General features: G+C 65.3%; 11 protein-coding genes. 5 read left to right on the forward strand and 6 right to left on the reverse strand.

Going from position 1 to position 21170, the window contains the following annotated elements; all coding sequences use genetic code 11:
* Positions 1–221 precede the first annotated feature (221 nt).
* Both ACO2RV_RS16580 and ACO2RV_RS16585 read right to left on the reverse strand, forming a co-directional pair.
* Positions 222–1265, reverse strand: coding sequence for a DUF7146 domain-containing protein (locus tag ACO2RV_RS16580; RefSeq protein WP_393981546.1), 1044 nt, complete (start codon positions 1263–1265; stop codon positions 222–224).
* A 1-nt stretch (position 1266) separates the two neighbouring features.
* Entirely contained in the window at positions 1267–5601 is a 4335-nt protein-coding gene (locus tag ACO2RV_RS16585) for a strawberry notch-like NTP hydrolase domain-containing protein (RefSeq protein WP_393981548.1), read from the reverse strand.
* A gap of 281 nt (positions 5602–5882) precedes the next feature.
* Here ACO2RV_RS16585 and ACO2RV_RS16590 point away from each other — a divergent pair, with 281 nt between their 5' ends.
* Positions 5883–6239, forward strand: a complete 357-nt coding sequence (locus tag ACO2RV_RS16590; protein ID WP_393981550.1) for a hypothetical protein — start codon at positions 5883–5885, stop codon at positions 6237–6239.
* A 132-nt stretch (positions 6240–6371) separates the two neighbouring features.
* Here ACO2RV_RS16590 and ACO2RV_RS16595 read toward each other — a convergent pair whose 3' ends face one another.
* From ACO2RV_RS16595 to ACO2RV_RS16605, 3 genes are all read right to left on the reverse strand, one after another.
* Positions 6372–8507 carry a ParB/RepB/Spo0J family partition protein gene (locus ACO2RV_RS16595; RefSeq protein ID WP_393981552.1) on the reverse strand — a complete coding sequence of 712 codons (2136 nt, stop codon included), beginning with the start codon at positions 8505–8507 and terminating at the stop codon, positions 6372–6374.
* An 82-nt stretch (positions 8508–8589) separates the two neighbouring features.
* Complete coding sequence (locus ACO2RV_RS16600; RefSeq protein ID WP_393981554.1) at positions 8590–9039, reverse strand: HEPN domain-containing protein; 450 nt, start codon at positions 9037–9039, stop codon at positions 8590–8592.
* Complete coding sequence (locus tag ACO2RV_RS16605) at positions 9039–10001, reverse strand: ArdC family protein (protein WP_393981556.1); 963 nt, start codon at positions 9999–10001, stop codon at positions 9039–9041. The genes ACO2RV_RS16600 and ACO2RV_RS16605 overlap by 1 nt, the downstream gene beginning before the upstream one ends.
* Before the next feature lie 260 nt (positions 10002–10261).
* Between ACO2RV_RS16605 and ACO2RV_RS16610 the strand changes: the two genes are divergently transcribed.
* From ACO2RV_RS16610 to ACO2RV_RS16625, 4 genes are all read left to right on the forward strand, one after another.
* On the forward strand, positions 10262–11482 hold the full coding sequence (locus ACO2RV_RS16610) for an ATP-binding protein (RefSeq protein ID WP_393981558.1): 1221 nt from the start codon (positions 10262–10264) through the stop codon (positions 11480–11482).
* Positions 11483–11544: 62 nt separating this feature from the next.
* Positions 11545–12717, forward strand: coding sequence for a DUF6361 family protein (locus ACO2RV_RS16615; RefSeq protein ID WP_393981560.1), 1173 nt, complete (start codon positions 11545–11547; stop codon positions 12715–12717).
* The gene (locus ACO2RV_RS16620; RefSeq protein ID WP_393981562.1) at positions 12714–14567 is read left to right on the forward strand and encodes a hypothetical protein; all 1854 of its coding nucleotides are present in this window, start codon (positions 12714–12716) and stop codon (positions 14565–14567) included. Before ACO2RV_RS16615 ends, ACO2RV_RS16620 begins: the two co-directional genes overlap by 4 nt.
* Positions 14564–17749, forward strand: a complete 3186-nt coding sequence (locus ACO2RV_RS16625; protein ID WP_393981564.1) for a helicase-related protein — start codon at positions 14564–14566, stop codon at positions 17747–17749. The genes ACO2RV_RS16620 and ACO2RV_RS16625 overlap by 4 nt, the downstream gene beginning before the upstream one ends.
* A gap of 69 nt (positions 17750–17818) precedes the next feature.
* Here ACO2RV_RS16625 and ACO2RV_RS16630 read toward each other — a convergent pair whose 3' ends face one another.
* The gene (locus ACO2RV_RS16630) at positions 17819–21160 is read right to left on the reverse strand and encodes a DEAD/DEAH box helicase (protein ID WP_393981566.1); all 3342 of its coding nucleotides are present in this window, start codon (positions 21158–21160) and stop codon (positions 17819–17821) included.
* Positions 21161–21170: the final 10 nt, after the last annotated feature.

Raw genomic sequence — 21170 nt, forward strand, 5'->3', positions numbered from 1 at the left:
GCATCGCGCCGGATGGCGAAGGCCGGCTATTTTGTTTCGCGATGGAAAGCGCTCCTCTGGAGCGCGCCGGAAAATAGCCGGGCGCAGCCATTGCCGGTCCGGGCCGCTTGACGGCCGATCGCCCTCTCGAAGGCCGGGTCGCGGTCCTCTCCGGCGCAACGGGATGCAGCCTCGTGCGAGACCGATGACGGGCGCCGCTGCCGCGCGCTTGCCCCTTCCGGCTATGCCGCCAAGGTGAGAAAACGGGCGACGTCCTCCGGGGCGAGCTGCTGGCGGATCGCTGCCCGCAGCGCGCCGATGCCGAGGGTGCGGAGATCCTCGTTGAAGTCCCCAAGCGTCGGCGACAGCACAATCGCCTCGATGCCGGCCGTCTGCGTCCGTTCGACCAGGCTATCGCGTGCGCCATCTCCGGCCGGATCATCGTCGCGAGCGATGTAGAGCCTGCGAAGTGGCGCGCGGAACAGGATGGCGGCAAGGTGTGCGGCCGAGAGCGCAGCCGCCATTGGCAGGCCTGGTAGGGCCATGCGGAGTGACAGGATCGTCTCGATGCCTTCGCCGGCCGCGATCACATCGTGCGCCGTGCCGAACCGGACCGCATGACCGAGGAGATCGCCCATTGCCCGCCGCGGTGTGTCGATTGGCGCCTTGCCGTTCCCTTCGGGGCTGAGCCAGGTGCGATGTACGCCCGTGATCCGGCCGTCGAGATCGGTGACGGACGCGATCATCGCCGGCCATGTCTCGGTCGGCGAATGTTCGTCCGGCCGGTAGTAGCAGCGTGGATGAAAGCGGAGCGATCCAGTTCCGTGCAAAGCCGTGATGCCGCGTTTCCGTAGATACGACTCTACGACTGTGCCCGTAACCGGCCGCGACATTGCGAAGAGCCGTCGTGCGGCCTCCGGAGACCCGGCGGGCGCCGATGCCGGGCGTCGTTGGTGGTCCGGGTCTGGCTCCGGATGGGGCAGGCTCAGGAAGGTTCTGGCCTCCTCGGCGACGTCCTTGAAGTCGATCAGCCCGCAGCTTTCGCGGATGACATCGAGGAGATCGCCGTGTTCGCCTGTGGCCGCGTCGGTCCATTTACCCGCCGCACCCCTGCCGGAATCGGCTCCCTTCAGGCGGACAAACATCGAGCGGCCCGGTGTGTTGCGAACGTCGCCGACCAGCCAGTAGCGGCCCTCGCGATATCCGGCCGAGAGATAGTGCCGGCACACAGCCTCGGCCTGTCGTCCAAGACGTTGTGCCAGTTGGGATGCGTCATGACGGGCCATGCTACGCAGCCTCCGGCTCGGCGATTCGTTGGACGGGATAGCGCTCCATGACCTTCGAAAGCACGGTCAAACCGCTCGCGTCCGTCGGCACGAACATGCGGAGCTTCCAGGAGATGATCTCATGGAAAAGGCCGTAAGTGCTGAGGCGCTCGCGCATCGTGTCGGTGAAGCCGGAGAGCTCGATGCGGTTGGCGCCCATGACGCGGACGCGGCGGAGTTGGAGGCCCTCGGCGAGGTCGAGGATGGTCTTGCCGTCGATCAGGGCCGCGAAGGCGTTATCTGGCGCCAGCGTGCTGGTCCCTGTTGCCAGCGCGCCCGCGACCCAGGCGGGCGAAACCTTGCGTCCGATGATGCGCTCGCCGTCGTCGGTCTGCAGCCGGTAGACGCGCGTCGACTCGTTCGGCAGGCGTTTCCAGATCGGCAGCAGCAGGCCGGCGACGACATGGATCGCGCTGTCGGAGAAAGCCGGTACGCCGGCGACCTCGCCGGTCCACGCCGATGCGAAGGCCGCGCGGTCGGCTTCGACCCAGTGGCTTTCCGCCATCATGGTCAGCGAGGCGTGATGCTGCTCCATCGGCCGGATCAGCCGGACGCGGCGCTCGATCTCGCCGTCATCCAACATGAGCGACGGCGCCGGCACCTGAACGGCGGCGCGGCCGGAGCGATCGTTGACCAGCAGCATCGCCCGACGATCGGACAGCAGGTCCATCGCCTCGTCGAGCGTGACCGGCCGGTTGCGCTCCCGCTGCGTGATCGTCAGCAGGCGGGTTTCCGCACCCGTACCCGGATGGACGTGAATGGTGCGCCGGTCGGTGACGACGAAGCTCTCCGCCCTCAGCGTTTCCAGTCCGACGTCGTAGGTGCCGCTGGCGATGGCGCCCTCGATCTTGGCGTTGAGGAGCTGCTCGAACGCCGTGAAGAGGATGCACTGGAGTTCGATCGTCAGGGCGAGCAGGCGGTTGAGGAACGTCGTGATCGGTGGCAGCTCGTCCTTGATGCCGTTTGAGTCCATCAGCGAAAGGCCAGTCGCGTCTTCGAACATCTGGAGCGTGCAGCCTTCGACCTTGCCGCGCACCAGCAGCAGGTAGAGCTGACGCAGCGCATCGCGGGCATAGTGGCTCTCCAAATTGTCCTCGGGGCGGAACAGGCCCTGGCCGCCGGTCTGGCGTTGGCCCCGCGTGATCGCGCCCAAAGTGTCGAGACGCCGGGCGATCGTGGAGAGGAAGCGCTTCTCGGCCTTCACGTCGGTCGCGATGGGGCGAAAGAGCGGCGGCTGCGCCTGGTTAGTGCGATTGGTGCGGCCGAGGCCCTGAATGGCGGCGTCGGCCTTCCAACCCGGCTCCAACAAATAGTGGACGCGCAGCCGCCGATTTCGGGCGGACAGCTCGGCGTGGTAGCTGCGACCTGTGCCGCCCGCGTCGGAGAAGACGAGGATCCGCTTCACGTCGTCCATGAAGGCGGCGGTCTCGGCGAGATTGGCCGATCCGGCGCGGCGCTCGACCACAAGCCGGTCGCCTTTGCGCACGATACGGCGCGAACGGCCGGTGACCTCGGCGACGATGTCTGTACCGAAGCGCTGAACGATCTGGTCGAGCGCGCCAGGAACCGGCGCCAACGACGCCAGGTGCTCGATCAGCCGATCGCGGCGAGCGACGGCTTCGCGGCTCTCGACGGGCTGGCCGTCGCGATAGACCGGGCGTGACGACAGGTTGCCTTCGGAATCCGTGAACGGCTCGTAGAGCTGCACCGGGAAGGAATGGGCGAGATAGTCGAGCACATATTCCCTCGGGGTGATGTCGACACGGACGTCGTTCCACTCGTCGGTCGGAATCTCAGCCAGGCGGCGCTCCATCAGCGCTTCGCCCGTCGAAACGATCTGGATGACGGCGGCATGGCTCTCCGCCAGATCGCGCTCGATGGAGCGGATCAGGGTCGGCGTCTTCATGCTGGTCAGGAGATGACCGAAGAAGCGCTGCTTGGCGGATTCGAAGGCCGATCGAGCCGCGGATTTGGCTTGCGCATTAAGCGTGCCCTTGTCGCCCGTGATATTGGCGGCCTCCATCGCCGCCGACAGGTTGTTGTGGATGATGGAGAACGCCCCGGCATAGGCGTCATAGATGCGCGTCTGCTCGGGCGTGAGCTGGTGCTCGACCAGCTCGTATTCGACGCCATCGTAGGAGAGCGAGCGGGCCGTGTAGAGCCCCAGCGCTCGCAGGTCGCGCGCGAGCACTTCCATGGCCGCCACGCCGCCGGCCTCGATCGCCTCCACGAACTCGGACCTGGTCGAGAATGGAAAATCCTCGCCGCCCCAGAGACCGAGCCGCTGCGCATAGGCCAGATTGTGGACCGTGGTCGCGCCGGTAGCGGATACGTAGACCACGCGCGCGTTCGGCAGCGCGTGTTGAAGGCGTAAGCCTGCACGTCCTTGCTGCGATGCGGCCTGGTCACCGCGTTCACCCTTGCCGCCCGCGGCGTTCTGCATGGCGTGGCTCTCGTCGAAAATGATCACTCCATCGAAATCGGAGCCCAACCAATCGACGATCTGACGGACGCGCGAAACCTTCTCGCCACGCTCGTCGGAGCGTAGCGTGGCATAGGTGGTGAATAGGACGCCTTCCGGCAGCCGGATCGGCGTTCCCTGGCGGAAGCGCGAGAGCGGCGTCACCAGCAGCCGCTCCATGCCGAGCGCCGACCAGTCGCGTTGCGCGTCCTCGATCAGCTTGTCGGACTTCGAGATCCAGACGGCCTTGCGGCGACCCTGCATCCAGTTGTCGAGGATGATGCCGGCGCTCTGACGGCCTTTGCCGGCGCCAGTGCCGTCGCCGAGCATGAAGCCGCGCCGGAAGCGGACGGCGTTCGGGGCATCCTCGCGCGCGGCGGAGATGACGTCGAAGGTCTCGTCCACCGTCCACGATCCGGCGAGATAATCGCCATGGGCCTCGCCGGCATAGATCACCGTCTCGAGCTGGGCGTCGGACAGCAGGCCCTCCACGAGAAGGCGTGCCGGCAAGCGCGGCCGGTAGCTCGGCTTGGGCGGCGCGACCGAGGCCATCGCAGCGGACTGCACGAGCTTCGTCGGGTGGGCCTGAGAGCCGGGAATACGGATCGACTGCAATCCGTATTCTTCATAAATCGCATCCGTGAGCCGGGAACCCTCGGCCGGCTGCCAGTCGATGGCCTCATAGGCGAGATCGACGCCTTCGGGTTCGCCCAGAACGGTGGTCTTGGGCGCCGACGAACGCGATCGGGCGAGGTAGCCGCGCACGGTGCGGGGAACTGCGGGACGCAGCGTGGCCTGGGCCGCCATGGATGCGGTGACCGGCAAGCGCGCTGGCATATCGCGGATTACCCAACCGAGCAGCGTGGCGGCGTCCGGCGCGGTGCCGCGCGAGGTGGCGACGACTGTGGGATCGTCGGCCGGCGACTTGTCGATGACAGTCAGCCGCGTGTCGATCGTCGTGCCATGCTTTGCGTAGACCGAGCCATCGACTGCGGCCGAGAACACGACGCGGCCATGCTCCTGAAGCCGGACGAAGGCTTCACGCCACGCCGGCGCGTCGGGCGCGAAGCTCGTACCGGTAATCGCCACGAGACGTCCGCCGTCAGCCAGGCGCGCCAGTGCGGAGGCGATATGGCGATAGGCGGCGTCGGCCATGCGGCCGGAGACGTTCGCCATCACCGAGAACGGCGGGTTCATCAGAACGATGCTCGGCACGATCCCGGCATCGAGATGATCGTTGATCTGGGCGGCGTCGAAGCGGGTGACGGGAACGGTCGGGAAGAGGTGGGCGAGAAGACCGGCGCGAGTCTCCGCCAGTTCGTTCAAGACCAGCGACGCGCCGGAGAGCTCGGCGAGAATGGCGAGCAGGCCGGTGCCGGCCGAGGGCTCCAGCACGCGGTCGGCCGGCGTGATCGACGCCGCGGTCGCGGCAGCGAACCCGAGCGGAATCGGTGTCGAGAACTGCTGAAACGTCTCGCTCTCCTCGGAGCGCCGAGTGTGGGTAGGGAGAAGGCTGGCGATCCTCGCCAGCATCGGCAGTGCGGCCGCCGGAGAACCGGCTTTGCGCAAAAGCGCCTTTCCGTATTTGCGGAGAAACAGCACCGTCGCCGCCTCGCCGGCGTCGTAGGCGGTCTTCCAATCCCAGGCGCCAGACGCATCGGAGGCGCCGAAGGCGTCCTTCATGGCCGCGCGCAGCATCGCAGCGTCGATGCGCTGACCTCGGTCGAGAGGGGGAAGAAGATGGCCGGCGGCCGCGGCGATAGCGGACCCGGTGTCGGTGGCAACAAGCGGAAACGGCGCGGCCGCGAGGGCCGCGGTGACGGAAAGGTCGTTCATGGAGGGAACCTCGGGAGAGCGGGAACGGGGCGAGCCGACCGGCGCTCTCTCTCGACCGCACCGGCTCAAACCCGTCCCGGCCGACCTCTCCCTTTGACTCCAATGGCTTAGCGCGTAGCGTCGCCGCACAAGCCACTCGTCACGGCGCGATCCTCATGGTTACGGGTTTCGATCGTCGGACGGCGTGGCTACACTTCTCCGACAATCCCAAGGCGCGTATCCGTTCGGCCCCGAGGCCTGTCCGCGTCTTTTTGTGAAACGCGGTTGAAAGGAGGCGAACGATGAAAGGAAGCGCAGTCGGGATCATCGCCGTGGTCGCGCTGGCGGCGGGTTTTGGTGCGGGGTTCGGCCTGCGACCGGTTCTCGTTCCCGTGACCTCGGCCGCTGCGGTAACAGGCCTTGCGCAGCCGACCGAGCAGGAAGCGACGGACGCCGTGCGGCGTCACAAGCTCTTTACGGGCACCTCGCTCGCCAACGCGACGCTGAAGCTTGGCGATTGCTCGCCGGGCGGCGTCGGGCCTGGCGTCACTTGCATGACGCAGCTCACGATGGATCCTACCCGGCCCAATGCCGAGCCTCAGAACCGCCCGATCGGCTTCGCGCGCGTCAACGGCCAATGGGAGGTGGCCGTCTGGTAGCGGCCAGGACGCGCCAACGCCATCAACGGCTCCTCCAAAGAAAAAGCCCGGCTGATCCCTGTGGCGCAGGGGGCCGGGCTCTGAGGGATTGGTATTTCGGGCGAGGCAACGATTGCCGCCGCGCCGTCTCGCCTATTCGGCAGCGATAAGGTGGGCAGGATCATCTTCGTTGTCGGCCGAGGTCTCATCATCGCCGGTGAGGAATTCCGGCAGCGCCTCGGTCTCACCGTCGCCCTCGACCGCCAACCCGGTGGCCGGTTCGACCTCGGTGAGGCGCAGCGGCTCGGGTAGCCAGCCGCTGTCGGCCAGCAACCGTTCCGCTTCCTTGGCCATGTCGCCCTTTTTCAGATGGTCAATGAGTTGCGCGGCCCGCTCGCCAGCCCCTTCGCGCACGGCTTCGAGGATGCGCGGCTTGGTCACGCGGCCGAGATAGTTATTGACGGTAGGCGTCCAGCCGACTTCAACCATGTCGAGCCGGACCGCGCGGGCCAGACGATCAGCCTGACCGAGGCGGCGTTCGAGGCTGTGCTGCGAGACGCCGGAGCCGCCATAACGGTCGACCTTCTCGAACAGCGCGTTGACGCCGTAGCTGACGCAATGGGCGAGCAGCGCCAGACGGCTGGCCCCGTCCAGTCCGTCGAGCCAGTCCCACAGCGCCTGATCCTCCTGCGGGATGTCGGTCTTCCAGGCCTCCTGCCGCTCGTTGACAGCCTTGGCGGACGCGCTGTCCTTCAGGTCGGCGGCCTGCACGGGGAAGAAGACGTGCCGGACGCTGGCTTCCAGGCACCCGCCGGTGGTCGAGCTGCGCAGGAAGGTGTCGGTGACGAGCTTGTGCAGCAGCGCCGTCAGGGCGACATGAGGATTGTTCGCCAGTGCGTCGCGCAGTGCCAGCGTGCGATGCGCGGTCAGCTCCATCACGAGCCGTTCGGGCAAGGGCTTGATCGTCTCCTCCTCGTCATCCTCGGTCTCGGCCGACTGGCCGCCGATGGTGATGACGGCCCGCTGCACCGACGGTGCCACCGGATCGGAGCCCTCGGCGCCCTGGCTGGCGTCACCGCCATCGGTTTCGATGGTCACGGGCGCTTCGTCCTCCGGGCGCACATAACCGCGATCGATCGAGAGCGAGCCATCGGAGTCGATGCTGATGAAGACGCCGGCGCGGGCGATGTCGGCCGGATCATAGATGGCGGGCCGCTGGTCGAAGGCGTTCAGCGCCGTCTCGATCTCGCCAAGCCGCTCGTCCACATCGTCGGGCAGTTCGTCAGCGCCTTCATATTCCGCCTCAAGCTTGGCGTATTCGGCGTTGAGGGCTTCGATCGTCGCGCGCTCCTCGTCGGTCAGATCAACCGGCGTGCCGGTAATCCCGCGCAGTCCACGCGCGACATCGTAGGGATGGCTGACATCGACCTCGATCCATTTCCAGCCTTCGCCCGCGATATCGTCGGCTATGATCTTCAGTTTCTCCGAAACCAGGCGATCGAGCAGCGCCGGGTCCTGCAGCCATCCGCCGTCGTCGGCTTGGAACAGATCGCGCATGATGCTGCCACCGGCGGCCTCATAGGCGTCGAGCCCGACGAAGATCGCCCGCTTGTCGGACGCGCGCACCGTGCTTTCGGTCAGCATGCGACGGATCTGATAGGGCTCCTTGGACCAGGAGTTGCGGATCGACTCCCAGACCTGGACCTGACGCGCCTCGTCGGCCGAGACGGTGAAGGCCATGAGCTGCTCCAGCGTCATGCCGTCCTCGGCATAGACATCGAGGAGCGACCGCGCGACCGCGGCCAGGCGCAAGCGCTGCTTCACGACATTGACGGGAATGAAGAAGGCCGCCGCGATATCCTCCTCGGACTGGCCCTTCAGGCGCATGTCCTGAAACGCACGGAACTGGTCGAGGGGATGCAGCGGCGCGCGCTCGATATTCTCGGCGAGCGAATCCTCCTCGGCGAGAATGGCGGTTGAGGGGTCGCGCACCACGCAGGGCACCGCGGCGGTCTTGCCCAGGCGCTTCTGCTTCACCAGAAGCTCCAGCGCCCGGTAGCGGCGGCCGCCGGCCGGAACCTCGAACATGCCGGTCTCCTGGCCCTCGGCGTCGAGGACGGGGCGGACGTTGAGGCTCTGGATCAGGCCGCGGCGGGCGATCGAGGCCGCTAGGTCATCGATCGAGACGCCAGCTTTCACGCGCCGGACGTTCGACTGGCTCAGCACCAGCTTGTTGAAGGGAATGTCGCGCGAGGACGACAGGGTGATCTTCTGAACGGCAGTAGCCATCGGGATTTACTCCGCGACGGGCGGCCGAAAGCCTCTCTCTCGGCCTCCAACCCGTCACGAAAATCCCTCGACCCTCTTCCTCTCAGGGGCTCGATGACGAGCGCCCGCCGAGCGCGGAACCCTTGGGACAAGCGGCGGTGACATCGCTCAAGAGTTCCTCTGCCGCCTTGAGCGCCTGCTGCGACGACAGGAGCGCCGGCTCGTGCGCCGCGAGATCGCGAATGCGGTGGCGGCAATAGTAGGGCGAGAGGATCGCGAGGAGCGAATGGAGGTCTGGGTAGCTCGGATGCAAGCCGAGCCCTTCAGCGGCATCCAACGCCTTGGTCAGATCGTGCCGGATTTCGAGCCGGCACCGTTCATCGCTCCAACCTCGGAATTGCAGGAAGGATTTCAGCGACAGTTCGATCGCACAGGCGATGTGGTGCAGCAGGATTTCACGGGAGTGGCGGCCGTCCCGGGATAGGTGCTGGGCGCCGGCCAGAAATCCTGCGGCGTTCTCGAGCAGATGCTCGCCGCGGAAGCGCGTTGTCATCAGGCCGCCTCCCGCTCGTCGGTGTGGGCGGGCGCCGGCAAAGGGCGTGCGTCCTCGGGGAGAAAGCCGAGCAGGAAGTCGGCCGCCTTGCTGGCCTGGGATGCGGCGCGAACGATGGCGCGATTGTCCTCGCGCAGGACCTCGGCCCACGAGCCGATATAGTCGGCGTGGCGCACGGTCGGCACGATGCCGAGGGCCGCGCAGCAGAACGCCGCCGAAATCTCGGCGACCAGCTCCTCGAATGCGTACTTTCGGGAACCGAAGGAGCCCGACATATCGCGGTTCAGACGGTGCGGCGCCCCGCTGGCATGGGAGCATTCATGCAGGGCCGTTCGATGCCAGTTGATCGGCTCGAAAAACGCCTGGGGCGGCGGGACCATGACATAATCGTGCACAGGCACATAGAAGGCGCGGTCGCCGCCGATGCGGAAATCGATTCCGCTTGCCTTGATGAGCGCCTCGACCCTTGGCTCGATCAGGCCGGGCTCAGGTGGCGGCGCGGCAACAGTGAGGTCTTCGGGCAGGTCCTCGCATTGCGCCAGGTTGAAGACCGTGAATCGCTTGAGGAAGGGGATGGCCTGGGCGTCCTCGCCAGTCTCGCGGGCGCGTCGCTTCTCGTCGTCGGGGACGAAGCGGTCGGCGTAAACAACGGTGATGCCGTGCTCGCCCCGGCGGACATGGCCGCCGAGCGAGAGGGCCTGGCGAAAGGTCAGCCAGCTCTGGCAGGGGAAGCCGTGTTGGATGACGGCGCCCCAGAGGATCAGCACATTGACGCCCGAATAGCAGCGTCCCGTGGCCGCGTTCCTGGGCATGGCGAGGGGCGCCTTGGCCGCCGCTGTCCCCCAAGGCTGAACCCAGGGAAGCCGGCCGGCCTCCAGCTCGGCGAGAATCCTGCCGGTGATTTCATCATAGAGGCTCGTCCGGTCGGAGCCGGAACGGGCGCGCGCATCATGTCTGGACATCGCGGGTCTCCGCGACGGGCGCCGGAGGCCTCTCCTCCAGCCCTCAACCCGTCACGGAAACCCGGCCTGCACTCTCACTCTTGGGGGCGTTGCGGGGTCCCCCCGCAGATGGGGTAGGCCGAGACGGCAGGCTCGGCCGCAGGGGAAGGCTTTCCCCATACCCATTTCCAGATAACGGCTCTACCAGTTCCAATCGACAGACCATTGACTTCCAATTGTCATGCTTCATAGTTCCAATAGTCAGAGATTCGGAAAGCGGCATGTACGAGCGGCTCGTGGAGCGTCGGGCAGAGGAAGCCCTGTCAGATACCCCGGTGGTCCTGATCGTAGGACCGCGCCGGGCCGGCAAGACCACGCTCGTCCGGAAGATGGGGGAGGCGGGCCGAACCTATATCACGCTCGACGATCAGACGGTCCTCGACGCTGCACAGTCCGATCCGGCCGGTTTCATTCGTGGTCTGGATAAAGCCATCATCGACGAGATCCAGCGCGCGCCCGACCTGCTGCTGGCAATCAAGAAGTCGGTGGACGAGGACTATCGCCCTGGCCGCTTTCTGCTGACGGGCTCCGCCAATGTGCTCACCTTGCCTCGGGTCGCCGACAGCCTGGCGGGGCGGATGGAAACTCTCCGGATGCTGCCGCTGGCTCGCGCAGAAATAAAAGGCAAGACGCCGACCTTCCTGGAACGCCTGTTCGCGGGGAAGCTGCAGGGGGAGCGGGAGGCGATTGTCGGCGACGACCTCGTCGAGCTCGCGTTGCTCGGAGGCTTTCCCGAGGCGATCAGCCGTGAGAGCGAACGGCGGCGGCAGGATTGGGCACGGTCCTATCTGACGTCAGTTCTGACCCGCGACCTGCGAGACATTGCCGAGATCGAGAAGCTGACCGAGCTGCCGAAGTTCGTCCGGCTCCTCGCGGAGCATTCGGGACAGTTGGTCAACTACTCGCAGTTCGGCTCCAGCATCAATGTCAGCCACAAGACAGGACAGCGCTATGTCGCGCTGTTGGAGCAGGTGTTCCTCGTCTCGACATTGCAGCCCTGGTACACGAACGCGCTGAAACGGATCGCGAAGACGCCGAAGCTGCATTTCCTCGATTCCGGCCTGCTCGCCACGGCGTGCGGATTGAGCTTCGATCGGGTGAAGGCGGACCGCGGCGTGTTTGGCGCACTCCTCGAAAGCTTCGTGTTCTCCGAAGTCCTGAAGCTCATGACGGCGTCGGACCTGCGACTGACGCCTTACCATTTCCGTGACCAGCAGATGCATGAGGTGGACATCGTGCTGGAACGCGACGACGGCATGATCGTGGGGATCGAGGTGAAGGCCGCCGCGACGGTGAAGTCCAGCGACTTTGCGGGCCTGCGGACCTTGGCCGAGGCGTGCAAGGAGCGGTTCGCCTACGGCGTCGTGCTCTATGACAGTACCGATCTCGTGCCCTTCGGCGACAGGTTGGCCGCGGCGCCCTTGTCCTCCTTGTGGGGCTGAGAGCCGTGCAACAATCGGCAAGACCGTCCCGCATGAGGCGCGGCCCACCAATCGAGCCTGCTTTGGGATGGACCTATCTGTCGCGCGAAGCGCTGGCGCGCGCCAAGGCGCAGATGGACGAAGAATCCATGGGCGTGCGCGATGAGATCGGCTTCCTCACGATCCATCAGCGTTATGCCGACCGCTTCTTTCCGGGCACGTCGGTGCTGCACACCCGCGCCCGCTATATAATCTTCGTGCCCTGGCTGTTCGAGGATCTGGCAGGCCTGACGGGGCCGGCCGCTGTGCGTGCTCTGCGCGAACGCGAAAGGGAACTCGCCGGCCGGCTCAAGGATGTAGGCGAATCCCAGGTGATCGGAGGGCGCGTCTTCCCCAAGCCGTCGAGCCAGCCGCCGTCGACTGTGTATTGGAATGCGCTGGCGGTCTGGGGAATATTGCGTCCGCGCCTGGATGGACGGACCATTTCGCGGGCGCAAGCGCATCGGCTGCTGAAGAGCGCGGGCGCGGCAACCGATGACGATGGCCAGCCGCTTCTCAGTTTCGATCCGCCATTCGTGCCGCTCCCTGAGCGGCCGGATAACTGGCGTGGCGGGCACATCACCCTTCGGCTGGCGACCGCAGAAGCGGCGTTCTTGCGCGAGCGGCTTGCTCAGTTGCGCCGCAATGGCGGCCATGAGCTTTCCCTGCTCGCGAGGCTGGTGCGGACAGAGGCAGCAGCGCCACCTGGTATGTGGGCCGCCGAGGCCCGCGCGATCGCTGGCCCCGACCAGGCCGCGCTTGTGCGGGCGCAACAGGCCGCAAGTCTCGCGGGCGTGGGCCGTGCTGTCTATGATGCGCTTCTGGAGCGGATCTTAGAGACCGACGACAAGCGGGAGACATCGACCCGACATCGCGACCACCTTGCAGCTATTGTCGAAGAGCACGGTGCCGTCGCGGCCAAGCTCGATGTCGATGCGCTTGAGGCGGACACTGGTGCGCTCCCGCTCAAATTGCGTGCTGTCCTGACAGCCACCAAGGACTGGATAGCATCGAAATCGTGGAATCCGGCCCCGCTCTTCGGCGTCTATGCCGCGGCTGAAGCCCGCAAGGGGCCGCGCGCGCGGCTTGCTTTGACACCCAATGGACGTGCTCGGCGTCTCGAATGGTCGAGCGACGAACATGGTCTCGCGGGGCCGCTCCACTATAGATGGGAGCAAGTCAGCACGCTCCTCAACGATCTGGCGGACGCCGAATGAGCGGCGCGGTCGATAGCTGGCCGGCGCTCTCGTTCCTCGAGGGTCTGCGTCCCGGTCCCGATGAAAGCGTCGAACTGGCTTTGCTGGCGTCCTATTCGGCGGATCTGGGATCAATCGGCGCGACTTTGCTCGCCCTGGCAGGCAAGGACACCGATGCGGGCCGAGGCAGTCCGTCCGATTTCGCCGATGCGGTCGAGCGGCTGCGGGGGAAGGCGCGCATTGTCATCCAGCGCGGCCGCCTTGCGAAAATGCGCCGGACACCGCGCATCGCGGCGGTCTTGGACCAGTTCGTGCGCGAAGTCGATTTTGATGAGGCGACCCATAGCTGGCATCCCAAGGCCGCCCTGGTTCGAACGCGAAGCGTGGACGGCGAGATCGGCTGGCGGCTCTGGATCGGGAGCCGGAATCTCACCGAATGCGTGAATCGCGACATTGGGCTCCTGCTCGTTTCCGGCGCGAATGGCGGCGCTCCGATCCCCGGCGCGGACGAGCTGGCGCGCGCGCTCGCTGACAGGGCCGCACTCAAAGGCCAGCGTTCCGCCACTCTCGCGGCGACCATTGCAAAGGTGGCCTGGCGGGCGCCAGCGGGCGTGCGCGTCGAGCGGATTCGCTGGTCGGCCGGAACCGGAGACCAGCCCGTTCCCGTCCCGCCGCCGGGAACGGATGAAGTCGTGGTCGTAAGCCCCTTTATCGACAAGAACTTCCTTGCCCGACAGATACAGAAGGGGGCGAAACCGGCGCGAAGCGTGCTCCTGACGACAATACGCGAGATCGAGAGAATCGGCCCGTCGCTGGCGGCGTTCGACGATCTGCTCGCGCTGGACGCGCCTGATTATCCCATCGGCGATCCCGAGCCTGGCCGGCAGCCCGCAGCGTCGGCAGCCGATGTCATTCCGGCCGACGATGAGGAAGAAGAGGTAGGCCGCGGCCTTCATGCCAAGCTGCTGTTCATGCGGTCCGGGCGCAAGCGGACGCTATGGTTGGGAAGCGCGAACGCGACCCTGCGCGCCTGGACCGGACGCAACGCCGAGGTGATAGCCGAGTTGCTCGTCACCGAACCGGTTGAGAAAGGGCTGAAGGCGCTTCTCGGTTCGGCCCGTCTCGTTGAAGCGCCCAGCATGGAACATTTGCCGGATGCGGCGGCCCTGGAAGAGGAGGCGCTCGAACGGGCACGCGCCCAGGTCGCGGCGCGATGGGCGGCGGAGCTCAACATCGATGGCGAGGGGATACGCCTCACCCACCGCTCCGATCTCCATCCTGGCGGTCCACATCCCGACGAATCCGACATCGTGCTCCAAGTGGGCGCGCTTCACGGCGAGCTCCTGGTCTGGCCGGCAGGGCAAGCCGTCGTGCATTTGGGGTCTGTCGTCCCTGCGGAACGAAGCGAGTTCGTGCGCTTGCGAGTGAGCCGTGGGGACAAAGGCCTCACATGGCTGCAACGAGCGCCGGCGGAGCCGCCTTTCGGGGAGGATCGCGACCGTGCCGCATTCGTGCGCTTTCTCGGCGCTAGAGGCTTCCTCCTCTGGCTGGCCGGATTGCTCGCGGATGACGATCGGCAGGGCGAAGGCGACTGGACGAATGACGAGCCGCGGGAACGGGCAGGCTTGGGAGCGGATCCGGCGCTCGATTCCTCATTGCCGACCCTGGAAGAGATGTTGGCGGCATGGGCGCGCGACCCGGACAAGTTCCGCGAGATCGAGCGAAGGGTCTCTCAATATCTGCCGGCCGTCCTTGAGCAGGCCGGGCAGGAAGACCCGCAAACCGCGGAGATGCTGAGACGCTTTGACGAGTTGTGGGGCAAGCTCCGGAGCGGGCTCGGCGCCGCCGAGATCAAGGGCAAACGCCGGTGATCGCGCCGAAGCCGTTCCAGGAAGCCGCCGTCAATGCGGCGCTTACGGCCTTCGCCGACCCGACGGGGCGCCGTCGCTTTCTGGTGGCCGATGAAGTCGGTCTCGGAAAGACGGTCGTGGCGAAGGAACTGGCTCGTCGCTTGTCCGAGGATGGCCGTCAGCCTTTGGTGATTTACTATATCGCCAATGGTCATGCGGTCTCGCACCAGAACAAGGGCCGCGTCGTTGGTTTCCTAGGTGATTCACAGCGCAAGGCCGCAACCGCAACACCGGATCGACTTTCGCTGATTGCAATCGCGAAGCGGCCGAAAAATCCCGTCCTTATTTACGCATTGACCCCTGCGACGTCTTTTCCGGGTGCGCGTGCGCGTCTCACGGGAGGACGCAAGGAAGAGCGAGCGTTCCTGAAAGTGTTGCTCGAGCAGACCTATCCCGCTTTCGCCCGCGATCTTGATCCGGACATATTGCGGCTTAGCGCGCGGGGGTCGTGGGACTGGGCCGTCAAGGACGCGGAGATCAAATTCGCGGCTTCGCCGTCCCATCTGCGCCAGCGGTTTCGCGAAGCCCTGGCGGCCGAATTCGGCGAGTCGGTACGCGCGATGCTCGATCTGGCGGTGCATGGTGATGCGGACAGGAAGATAAAGCCCCTCAAGCCGACCACCTTCGTTGGCCGCCTCCGGCGCGCCCTGGCGCTGGCGACGCTCCGCCACCAGCCACCCGATCTGGTCGTTCTCGATGAGTTTCAGCGCTACCGGCAGATTCTCGACGAAAAGGACGCCGATCCTCTTCTCAAGGCGCTTCTGGAACCTGAAGGCTCGGTTGTCCCGCCGGCGATTTTGCTGCTCAGCGCGACACCTTATCGGGTTCTGAGCACACGGTGGGAGGAGGCGCGCGGCGCGCTTGCTCACGCGGAACTTCTGGAATTGATCGAGTTTCTTGCCGGCCCCGATGTCCGCGAACGCGCGAAGACGCTCTTTTCCGATTTCGGCGACAAGCTGCGTGACATCGCGGCGCATGCCGATGCGAGCCATCCCGAGTTGGGTGTCGAGGTCGCTGAAGCCGCCAGGCTGAGAGATGAGCTTCGCGGCCTGCTGACGCCGGTCATGTCGCGCACGGAGCGGGACAGCGTGGCGTCGGCCGATCCGCTGGCCGCTACGCAGTTCCTTGATGCGGACCCGTCGCCCGAGGATTTTCGGGTCTATCGGCATCTCGTGGAGAGTTTCGCCGAGCAGATGCGTTATGAGGCGCTGCCATATTGGTCCTCCGTTCCGCTGCCGGCTCAGTCTCTCGGTCCCCGCTACGCGGCTTGGAAGCGCGCCAAAATCAAGGCAGCCCCGAAGCTCACAAGGATGACGCGCGAACGTCGCAACAAACTCAATGTGCCAACGGCATGGCCCGACGCGAAGCTGCGCGCTCTCAGCAGCGTCGTTCCGCCCAAGCTACTGTCGCTGCCATGGGTCGCCCCGTCATTTCCCTGGTGGCCGCTTGACGCAGGTTGGGATAGCCTGACGGTTGACCCCAAGCTCCTGATGTTCAGCCGTTTTCGCGCAACACCACCTAGCGTGGCCGCGCTTCTGAGCTTTGGCGTCGAAGCGCACTGTCTGCCCAAGAAACATGGCGGCTATGAGAAAGCCTACAAGCGCCGCCGTTTCAAATTGGCGGCCGTTCCCGGGCCTGTGATGGCCGCATTTCACCCATCGCCATGGCTGATCCGCAACACCGACCCGCTCGCGAAAGCCGGGGCGACGCTCAGCGCCGTTCGCAAAGAGGTTCGACGGCAGATTCTCGCCGCTTTGCCCAAAGGCATCATCGAACGGGACACCGTGAAGGCCCGCCGGAGACATAGGTCGATTGCGCGGACCCTGGCGTCGATCGAACAGACGGCAGGTATCGCGGAACAGTCCGCCGCCGGCTGGAGCAGCGCGATCGGTGATGATCGTGCCGCGCAGTCCGCGGTCCGGAAATGGCGCCAGGCGCAGCCGATTGAGCGGCTGTCCCCCGCCGAGCTTTCGGACCTCGTGGACTATGCGATTGGGGCGCCTGGGGTCGCGCTCGGCCGGGCGTTGCTGCGACATGACCCGACGATCCTTGACCCGGCACGTTATCCGGAGCTGGTCCAGCTCAGTTGGCAGGGACTGCGCGGCTATCTCGACAATCCGGTGATCCTGTCATCGCTGCCGGGGAAAAGTGCTGTCGAGCAAGTCATGGGCGCGGTCGTTGATGGCGGGTTCGAAAGCGTCCTCGACGAGCATTTCTGGTTACGTGCCCAAAATCTCCAGGAGGGCGCCGCTGGTCTCGCCAAGGATCTGCAATCGTCGCTCGGGCTTCGTGCCGGCAGCTTCAGCTTTCATGGAGTTGGCGGACCGCCGCACAAGATCCCGGTGCGTTGCCATGTCGCCGTGCCGTTTGGCGATGCCGAGACCGAGCCCGTCGTCAATGTGGATGGCGGCGTGGCGCAAGCCGCTCCAGCTCGACCCGATGAAGTTCGCCGGAGCTTCAACACGCCCTTCTGGCCGCATGTCCTGGCGACGACGTCGGTCGGGCAGGAGGGCCTGGATTTTCACCCCTGGTGTTCGCACGTGGTTCATTGGGATCTCTCATCCAACCCGCTCGACCTTGAGCAACGTGAAGGTCGTATCCAGCGCTATGCGGGCTTGGCCGTCAGACGCCGGCTTGCGGCAATGTTGCGAGACGAGGTGCTGAGAGATTCCACGATGGCGGACGATTCACCCTGGCGATGTGTGCAGAGGCACGCGGAACGTTCCGTCGATGTGAGTGGCCTTCGCCCATGGTGGGTGCTCGACGGTGCCGAAATCAGTCGTCATGTTTTCGAGCGCCCTTTTGGGCGCGATGTTGCGCGTTTCGCCCAACTTCGAGAGCAGCGCATGATCTATCGCCTGGCTCTTGGACAGCCCAATCAGGAAGATTTCATCGACGTGTTGTCGCGCGGCGGCGAGGCGACCCGCATGCTGCTGCAACCGCTCGTCCTTGATCTCTCGGCGATGGGCCTACGGCAGACGCCGAAGACAATCGACGCAGCACCGGCAAACGGCCTCAGACCGATATCGGCGGTTGACCGTTCAAATTTGGACGTTGGGGATATGTTGGCGGCGGCACCCGAGGCAATGGGGACTGATACTAGGCCATTCGACCCAATCCCTCCAGGCATCGAGCCGGGCTGATCCGGAGAGGCGCGACGAACGTCCCTCAATTCGTGCGGGTGCCTCGGGCCGACAGCTCTGCACGGGAATTCATGCGCTGCCGATGATCCGCAATTTCATCGCGCGGGTCTCCAGCAGGTAAGTCTCGACCCCGGCCAACAGGTGCAAGCCCTCTTCGGTGATCGCTGCACGGGAGAGGCCTGGCTGCACGATCTTGACGTCGAATTCGTAGCGATAGTCCTGCCAGCTCGCCTTCAGCTTTTTGAGGAACGCAGCGGTGCCTTGCTCGAAGCGAGAGTTTTGCCCTTTGTCCAGGCGCAGCTTCTCGCGCTTCAGCATGTGGGTGAACATGCGATGGGGACGGTCGCGCCAGCGCGCCGATTTCTGCGCCTGTCCGCAGACCTCATAGAGATCCTTGACGCGGGCGCCGGGCATCGTGGCGCTCGAATATTTGCAGTGATGCAGCGTGACCTGCACAAGGCCCTCGGTGATGCGGAGCGAGACCACATCGGCGATCTCCCCGGCGCCGTCATCGTCGAAGATCAGATCATAGGCTTCGCCGCCGGCGAGCAGCGCGTCGATCACGCGCCGCTGGACGCAGTCGGCGCGTTTCTCAGGCCCCTGGGATTCGGCCCGGATGTTGGTTTTCGACCAATCCCACACCTCGATCCGGTCGGCGGGATAGGGTTCGACGGATTCACCGTCTGGCAGCGCATAGAGATGGCTGTAGATGAGGAGAGAGCCGTCGCCGAAATCGATCTGCGGGGAATCGTCTCCGAAGGACTCGGACAATGACTTCACTTTGCCGCCGATCCTGATGGTGGCCTTGGGACCGGCACTTTGCGGATATCGGGCGCCCCCATCGCTGAATACGATCTCGAACTCGGCGACATAGGCGTCGCTGCGCACCGCGAAGCGAAGCGGACCCGTTCGTTCGTGATCGAGAAGCTCGATGTCGCACTCGGTGAACAGCATCGGCTGATCGCCGAAGCTGATCTCGACGCGATCCTCGATCTGCATCAGCAGCGACTCCGGCCAGTGAATCGCGACGGGAGGAACAGCGGGCCGCTCGCTGATCTGTCGAGGACGCATGGCGCTCTTGAAAACACCATCCGTCGTGATGCCGGGGTCGTTGACCGACTGGCCGATGTCCTCGCACCATTCGATCCAGTCGGTGAGGTCGCGAACGGGAGAGATCGACCAGAACTTGCCCTTGGCCGAGCAGCCGCGGGTGGCTGGCACGCCGTCGAGAAAGCCGGTTGCGAAGACGTTGTTCTTGATTCTTGACTGGGACTTAGCGGTGTCGAGGCCATCGGCGACGTCGACGCCCATATACATGGAGTAGCGCACGCCGCGCCCCTGATGATGGGTGAGGCCGAGGTTGCGCAGGATCAGGCGTTTGAAGCCATGCAGGCTGCGGAACACTTCTTCGCCTTCGACACGGCGGGTGGTTTCGCCGCAGACGGTCTTGGCCAGCTTGTCGTAAGGACCCTTCGCCGAACTGCTGATGTAAAGAAGGCCCTTCGCCTGGTCCCAATGCATCATGTGCAGGTCCCAGATGATGTTGGTCGCATGCTGCGCGGTCGTCCATCCAGCCTGCTCTTCCGAACGGGTGACGAAGATGGCCACGCGCTGGTGCGGATTGATCTTCATGCCGAGATAGACGCCGGGGCTGTAGAGATCTTCGGCGCGCAGCGGCTCCCAGGCGTCGCACGTGGTCCGGTAGACCACGGCGTTCATCTTCGGTTCGAGCGTCTGCAGCGGGATGTCGCTGAGGTTGCCGACGAAACCCTTGAACATCTCGGCGCGCCGCACCTGCCGCTCGATGCGCGCGCTGCTGAGCGCCTCGACCAGCGCGTTCCAGTCTGCGTCTTCGGCGTAGAGCTTCGCCAGGGAGCGGTCGATGTCGTCAACGCCGGTATTCGCGATCACCGTCGCATCCCCGAGCGTCGGGTCCTGGCGGGTGAAACGACCAACGAATTGAATGGTGACGGCGATGCTCTTGTGCGGATCGTGGAGCCCCGCGATCTTGAGCTCGGGCAGATCGAAGCCTTCACCCAGCATATCGACGCAGACGATGATTCGGCTTTCGAACCGCCGAAGCGCGTCCAGATTCGCGCGCCGCTCGCGGATCGCCTGCTGGCTGTGAACGATGACAGGCCGAAATTCCGGAAACAGGGCGCTGTAGAGCTGGTGCAACTCCCTGGCGCGGTCGATCGTGGAGCAGCGCGCCATGGCGAGATGATTGAGGCCGGCATCGAGATCGGCTTGTAGAACCTCTCCAAGTTTCTCGGTGATCGCTTGATCGGCGTCGGCCTGATCGAGGCCGAAGACAGCCTCGAAGCGGATCGGTTTGAAATAGCCTTCCGCCTGCGCCTTCTTGAGCGGGTAGGTGTAGATGAATTCGCCATCGACCCGCCGGCCATCTTCGCGAAATGGCGTCGCGGTGAACTGAACGATGGGCAATGGCGGCTCACGATCGACGAAAAGGCCGCGAAAACGCGCCCAGGTCGGTGCGCCGATATGGTGGGCCTCGTCGATGAAAAGAGCCGACGCGCGGGCCGCCATCCGCTCCTGAACCGGCGCTTCGGCGCGGCCGGCGATCTGCATCGTCGTGACCACGACATTCGCGCTGTCGAATATCTGGTCCACTTCCGCCGGGGTTGTGGGGATATGGGAGAGGCGCATGACCACCGGGAAAGCGGCGGAGGCGTCGAGGCACTCCTGATGCTTAAGAACGCCGAAGGTCTCGAATTTTCCGGCAATCTGCTCGCGAAGCGCGTCGGTCGGGACGACCACCAGCAAGCGCTCGAACCGCTGATGGGCGTTGAGCGCCAGCATCGTTTCCGTCTTCCCGGTGCCCGTCGGCATAACGATGGTGGCAGGCTCAGTCGAGCGCGTGGCATGGGCGAGCGCGGCATGGAGCGCGCCGATCTGGGGTCGGCGCAGCCCGCGCACCGCAGGTCGACCATTCTCGGCGGGACAGCTTTCGCGGAGGTGGAAAGAGTCCTGCCATGAGGCCGCGACGATGGCGAGACGTTCGCCGCGCGCGGCCGCGTCGAGCGCGCCGATGTCGGTGGGCGCGATATTGAACCACTTGCCTTCGCCCAGTTCGAGGGCCTCGGCGATCTTGGCCGGCTCCGACGCACCCGGCACCAGCAGGATGAGATCGGCTTCCAGCCGGGTGGCGGTCCTGGCGCTGATGATCTTCAGCGTCTCACCGGATCTCAGGGTCGCTTCATATCCGTTGACCCGCCGGATCGAAAACAGCCGGAGCCGGCAGGTCTCGCGCAACGCCGGGACCGCCAGTTGCCGCACCGGGCTTCCGAGTACCCTGCCGTCGATCGCAAGGCGCGGGGGAAGCAGCAGCGAGACCTCTTCGCTAAAGAGGTCGTCTTGGACAGAACGGGCGGGGCGCTTGCGTGATGCCATCGATCGTCTC

The sequence above is a fragment of the Ancylobacter sp. VNQ12 genome, assembly GCF_049445835.1.
Classification (GTDB): domain Bacteria; phylum Pseudomonadota; class Alphaproteobacteria; order Rhizobiales; family Xanthobacteraceae; genus Ancylobacter.

What these genes read in the sequence shown, in the direction of transcription:
- ACO2RV_RS16580 (WP_393981546.1), bottom strand. Translation starts at nt 1,265, where the DNA reads ATGGCCCGTCATGACGCATCCCAACTGGCACAACGTCTTGGACGACAG.
- ACO2RV_RS16585 (WP_393981548.1), bottom strand. Translation starts at nt 5,601, where the DNA reads ATGAACGACCTTTCCGTCACCGCGGCCCTCGCGGCCGCGCCGTTTCCG.
- ACO2RV_RS16590 (WP_393981550.1), top strand. Translation starts at nt 5,883, where the DNA reads ATGAAAGGAAGCGCAGTCGGGATCATCGCCGTGGTCGCGCTGGCGGCG.
- ACO2RV_RS16595 (WP_393981552.1), bottom strand. Translation starts at nt 8,507, where the DNA reads ATGGCTACTGCCGTTCAGAAGATCACCCTGTCGTCCTCGCGCGACATT.
- ACO2RV_RS16600 (WP_393981554.1), bottom strand. Translation starts at nt 9,039, where the DNA reads ATGACAACGCGCTTCCGCGGCGAGCATCTGCTCGAGAACGCCGCAGGA.
- ACO2RV_RS16605 (WP_393981556.1), bottom strand. Translation starts at nt 10,001, where the DNA reads ATGTCCAGACATGATGCGCGCGCCCGTTCCGGCTCCGACCGGACGAGC.
- ACO2RV_RS16610 (WP_393981558.1), top strand. Translation starts at nt 10,262, where the DNA reads ATGTACGAGCGGCTCGTGGAGCGTCGGGCAGAGGAAGCCCTGTCAGAT.
- ACO2RV_RS16620 (WP_393981562.1), top strand. Translation starts at nt 12,714, where the DNA reads ATGAGCGGCGCGGTCGATAGCTGGCCGGCGCTCTCGTTCCTCGAGGGT.
- ACO2RV_RS16630 (WP_393981566.1), bottom strand. Translation starts at nt 21,160, where the DNA reads ATGGCATCACGCAAGCGCCCCGCCCGTTCTGTCCAAGACGACCTCTTT.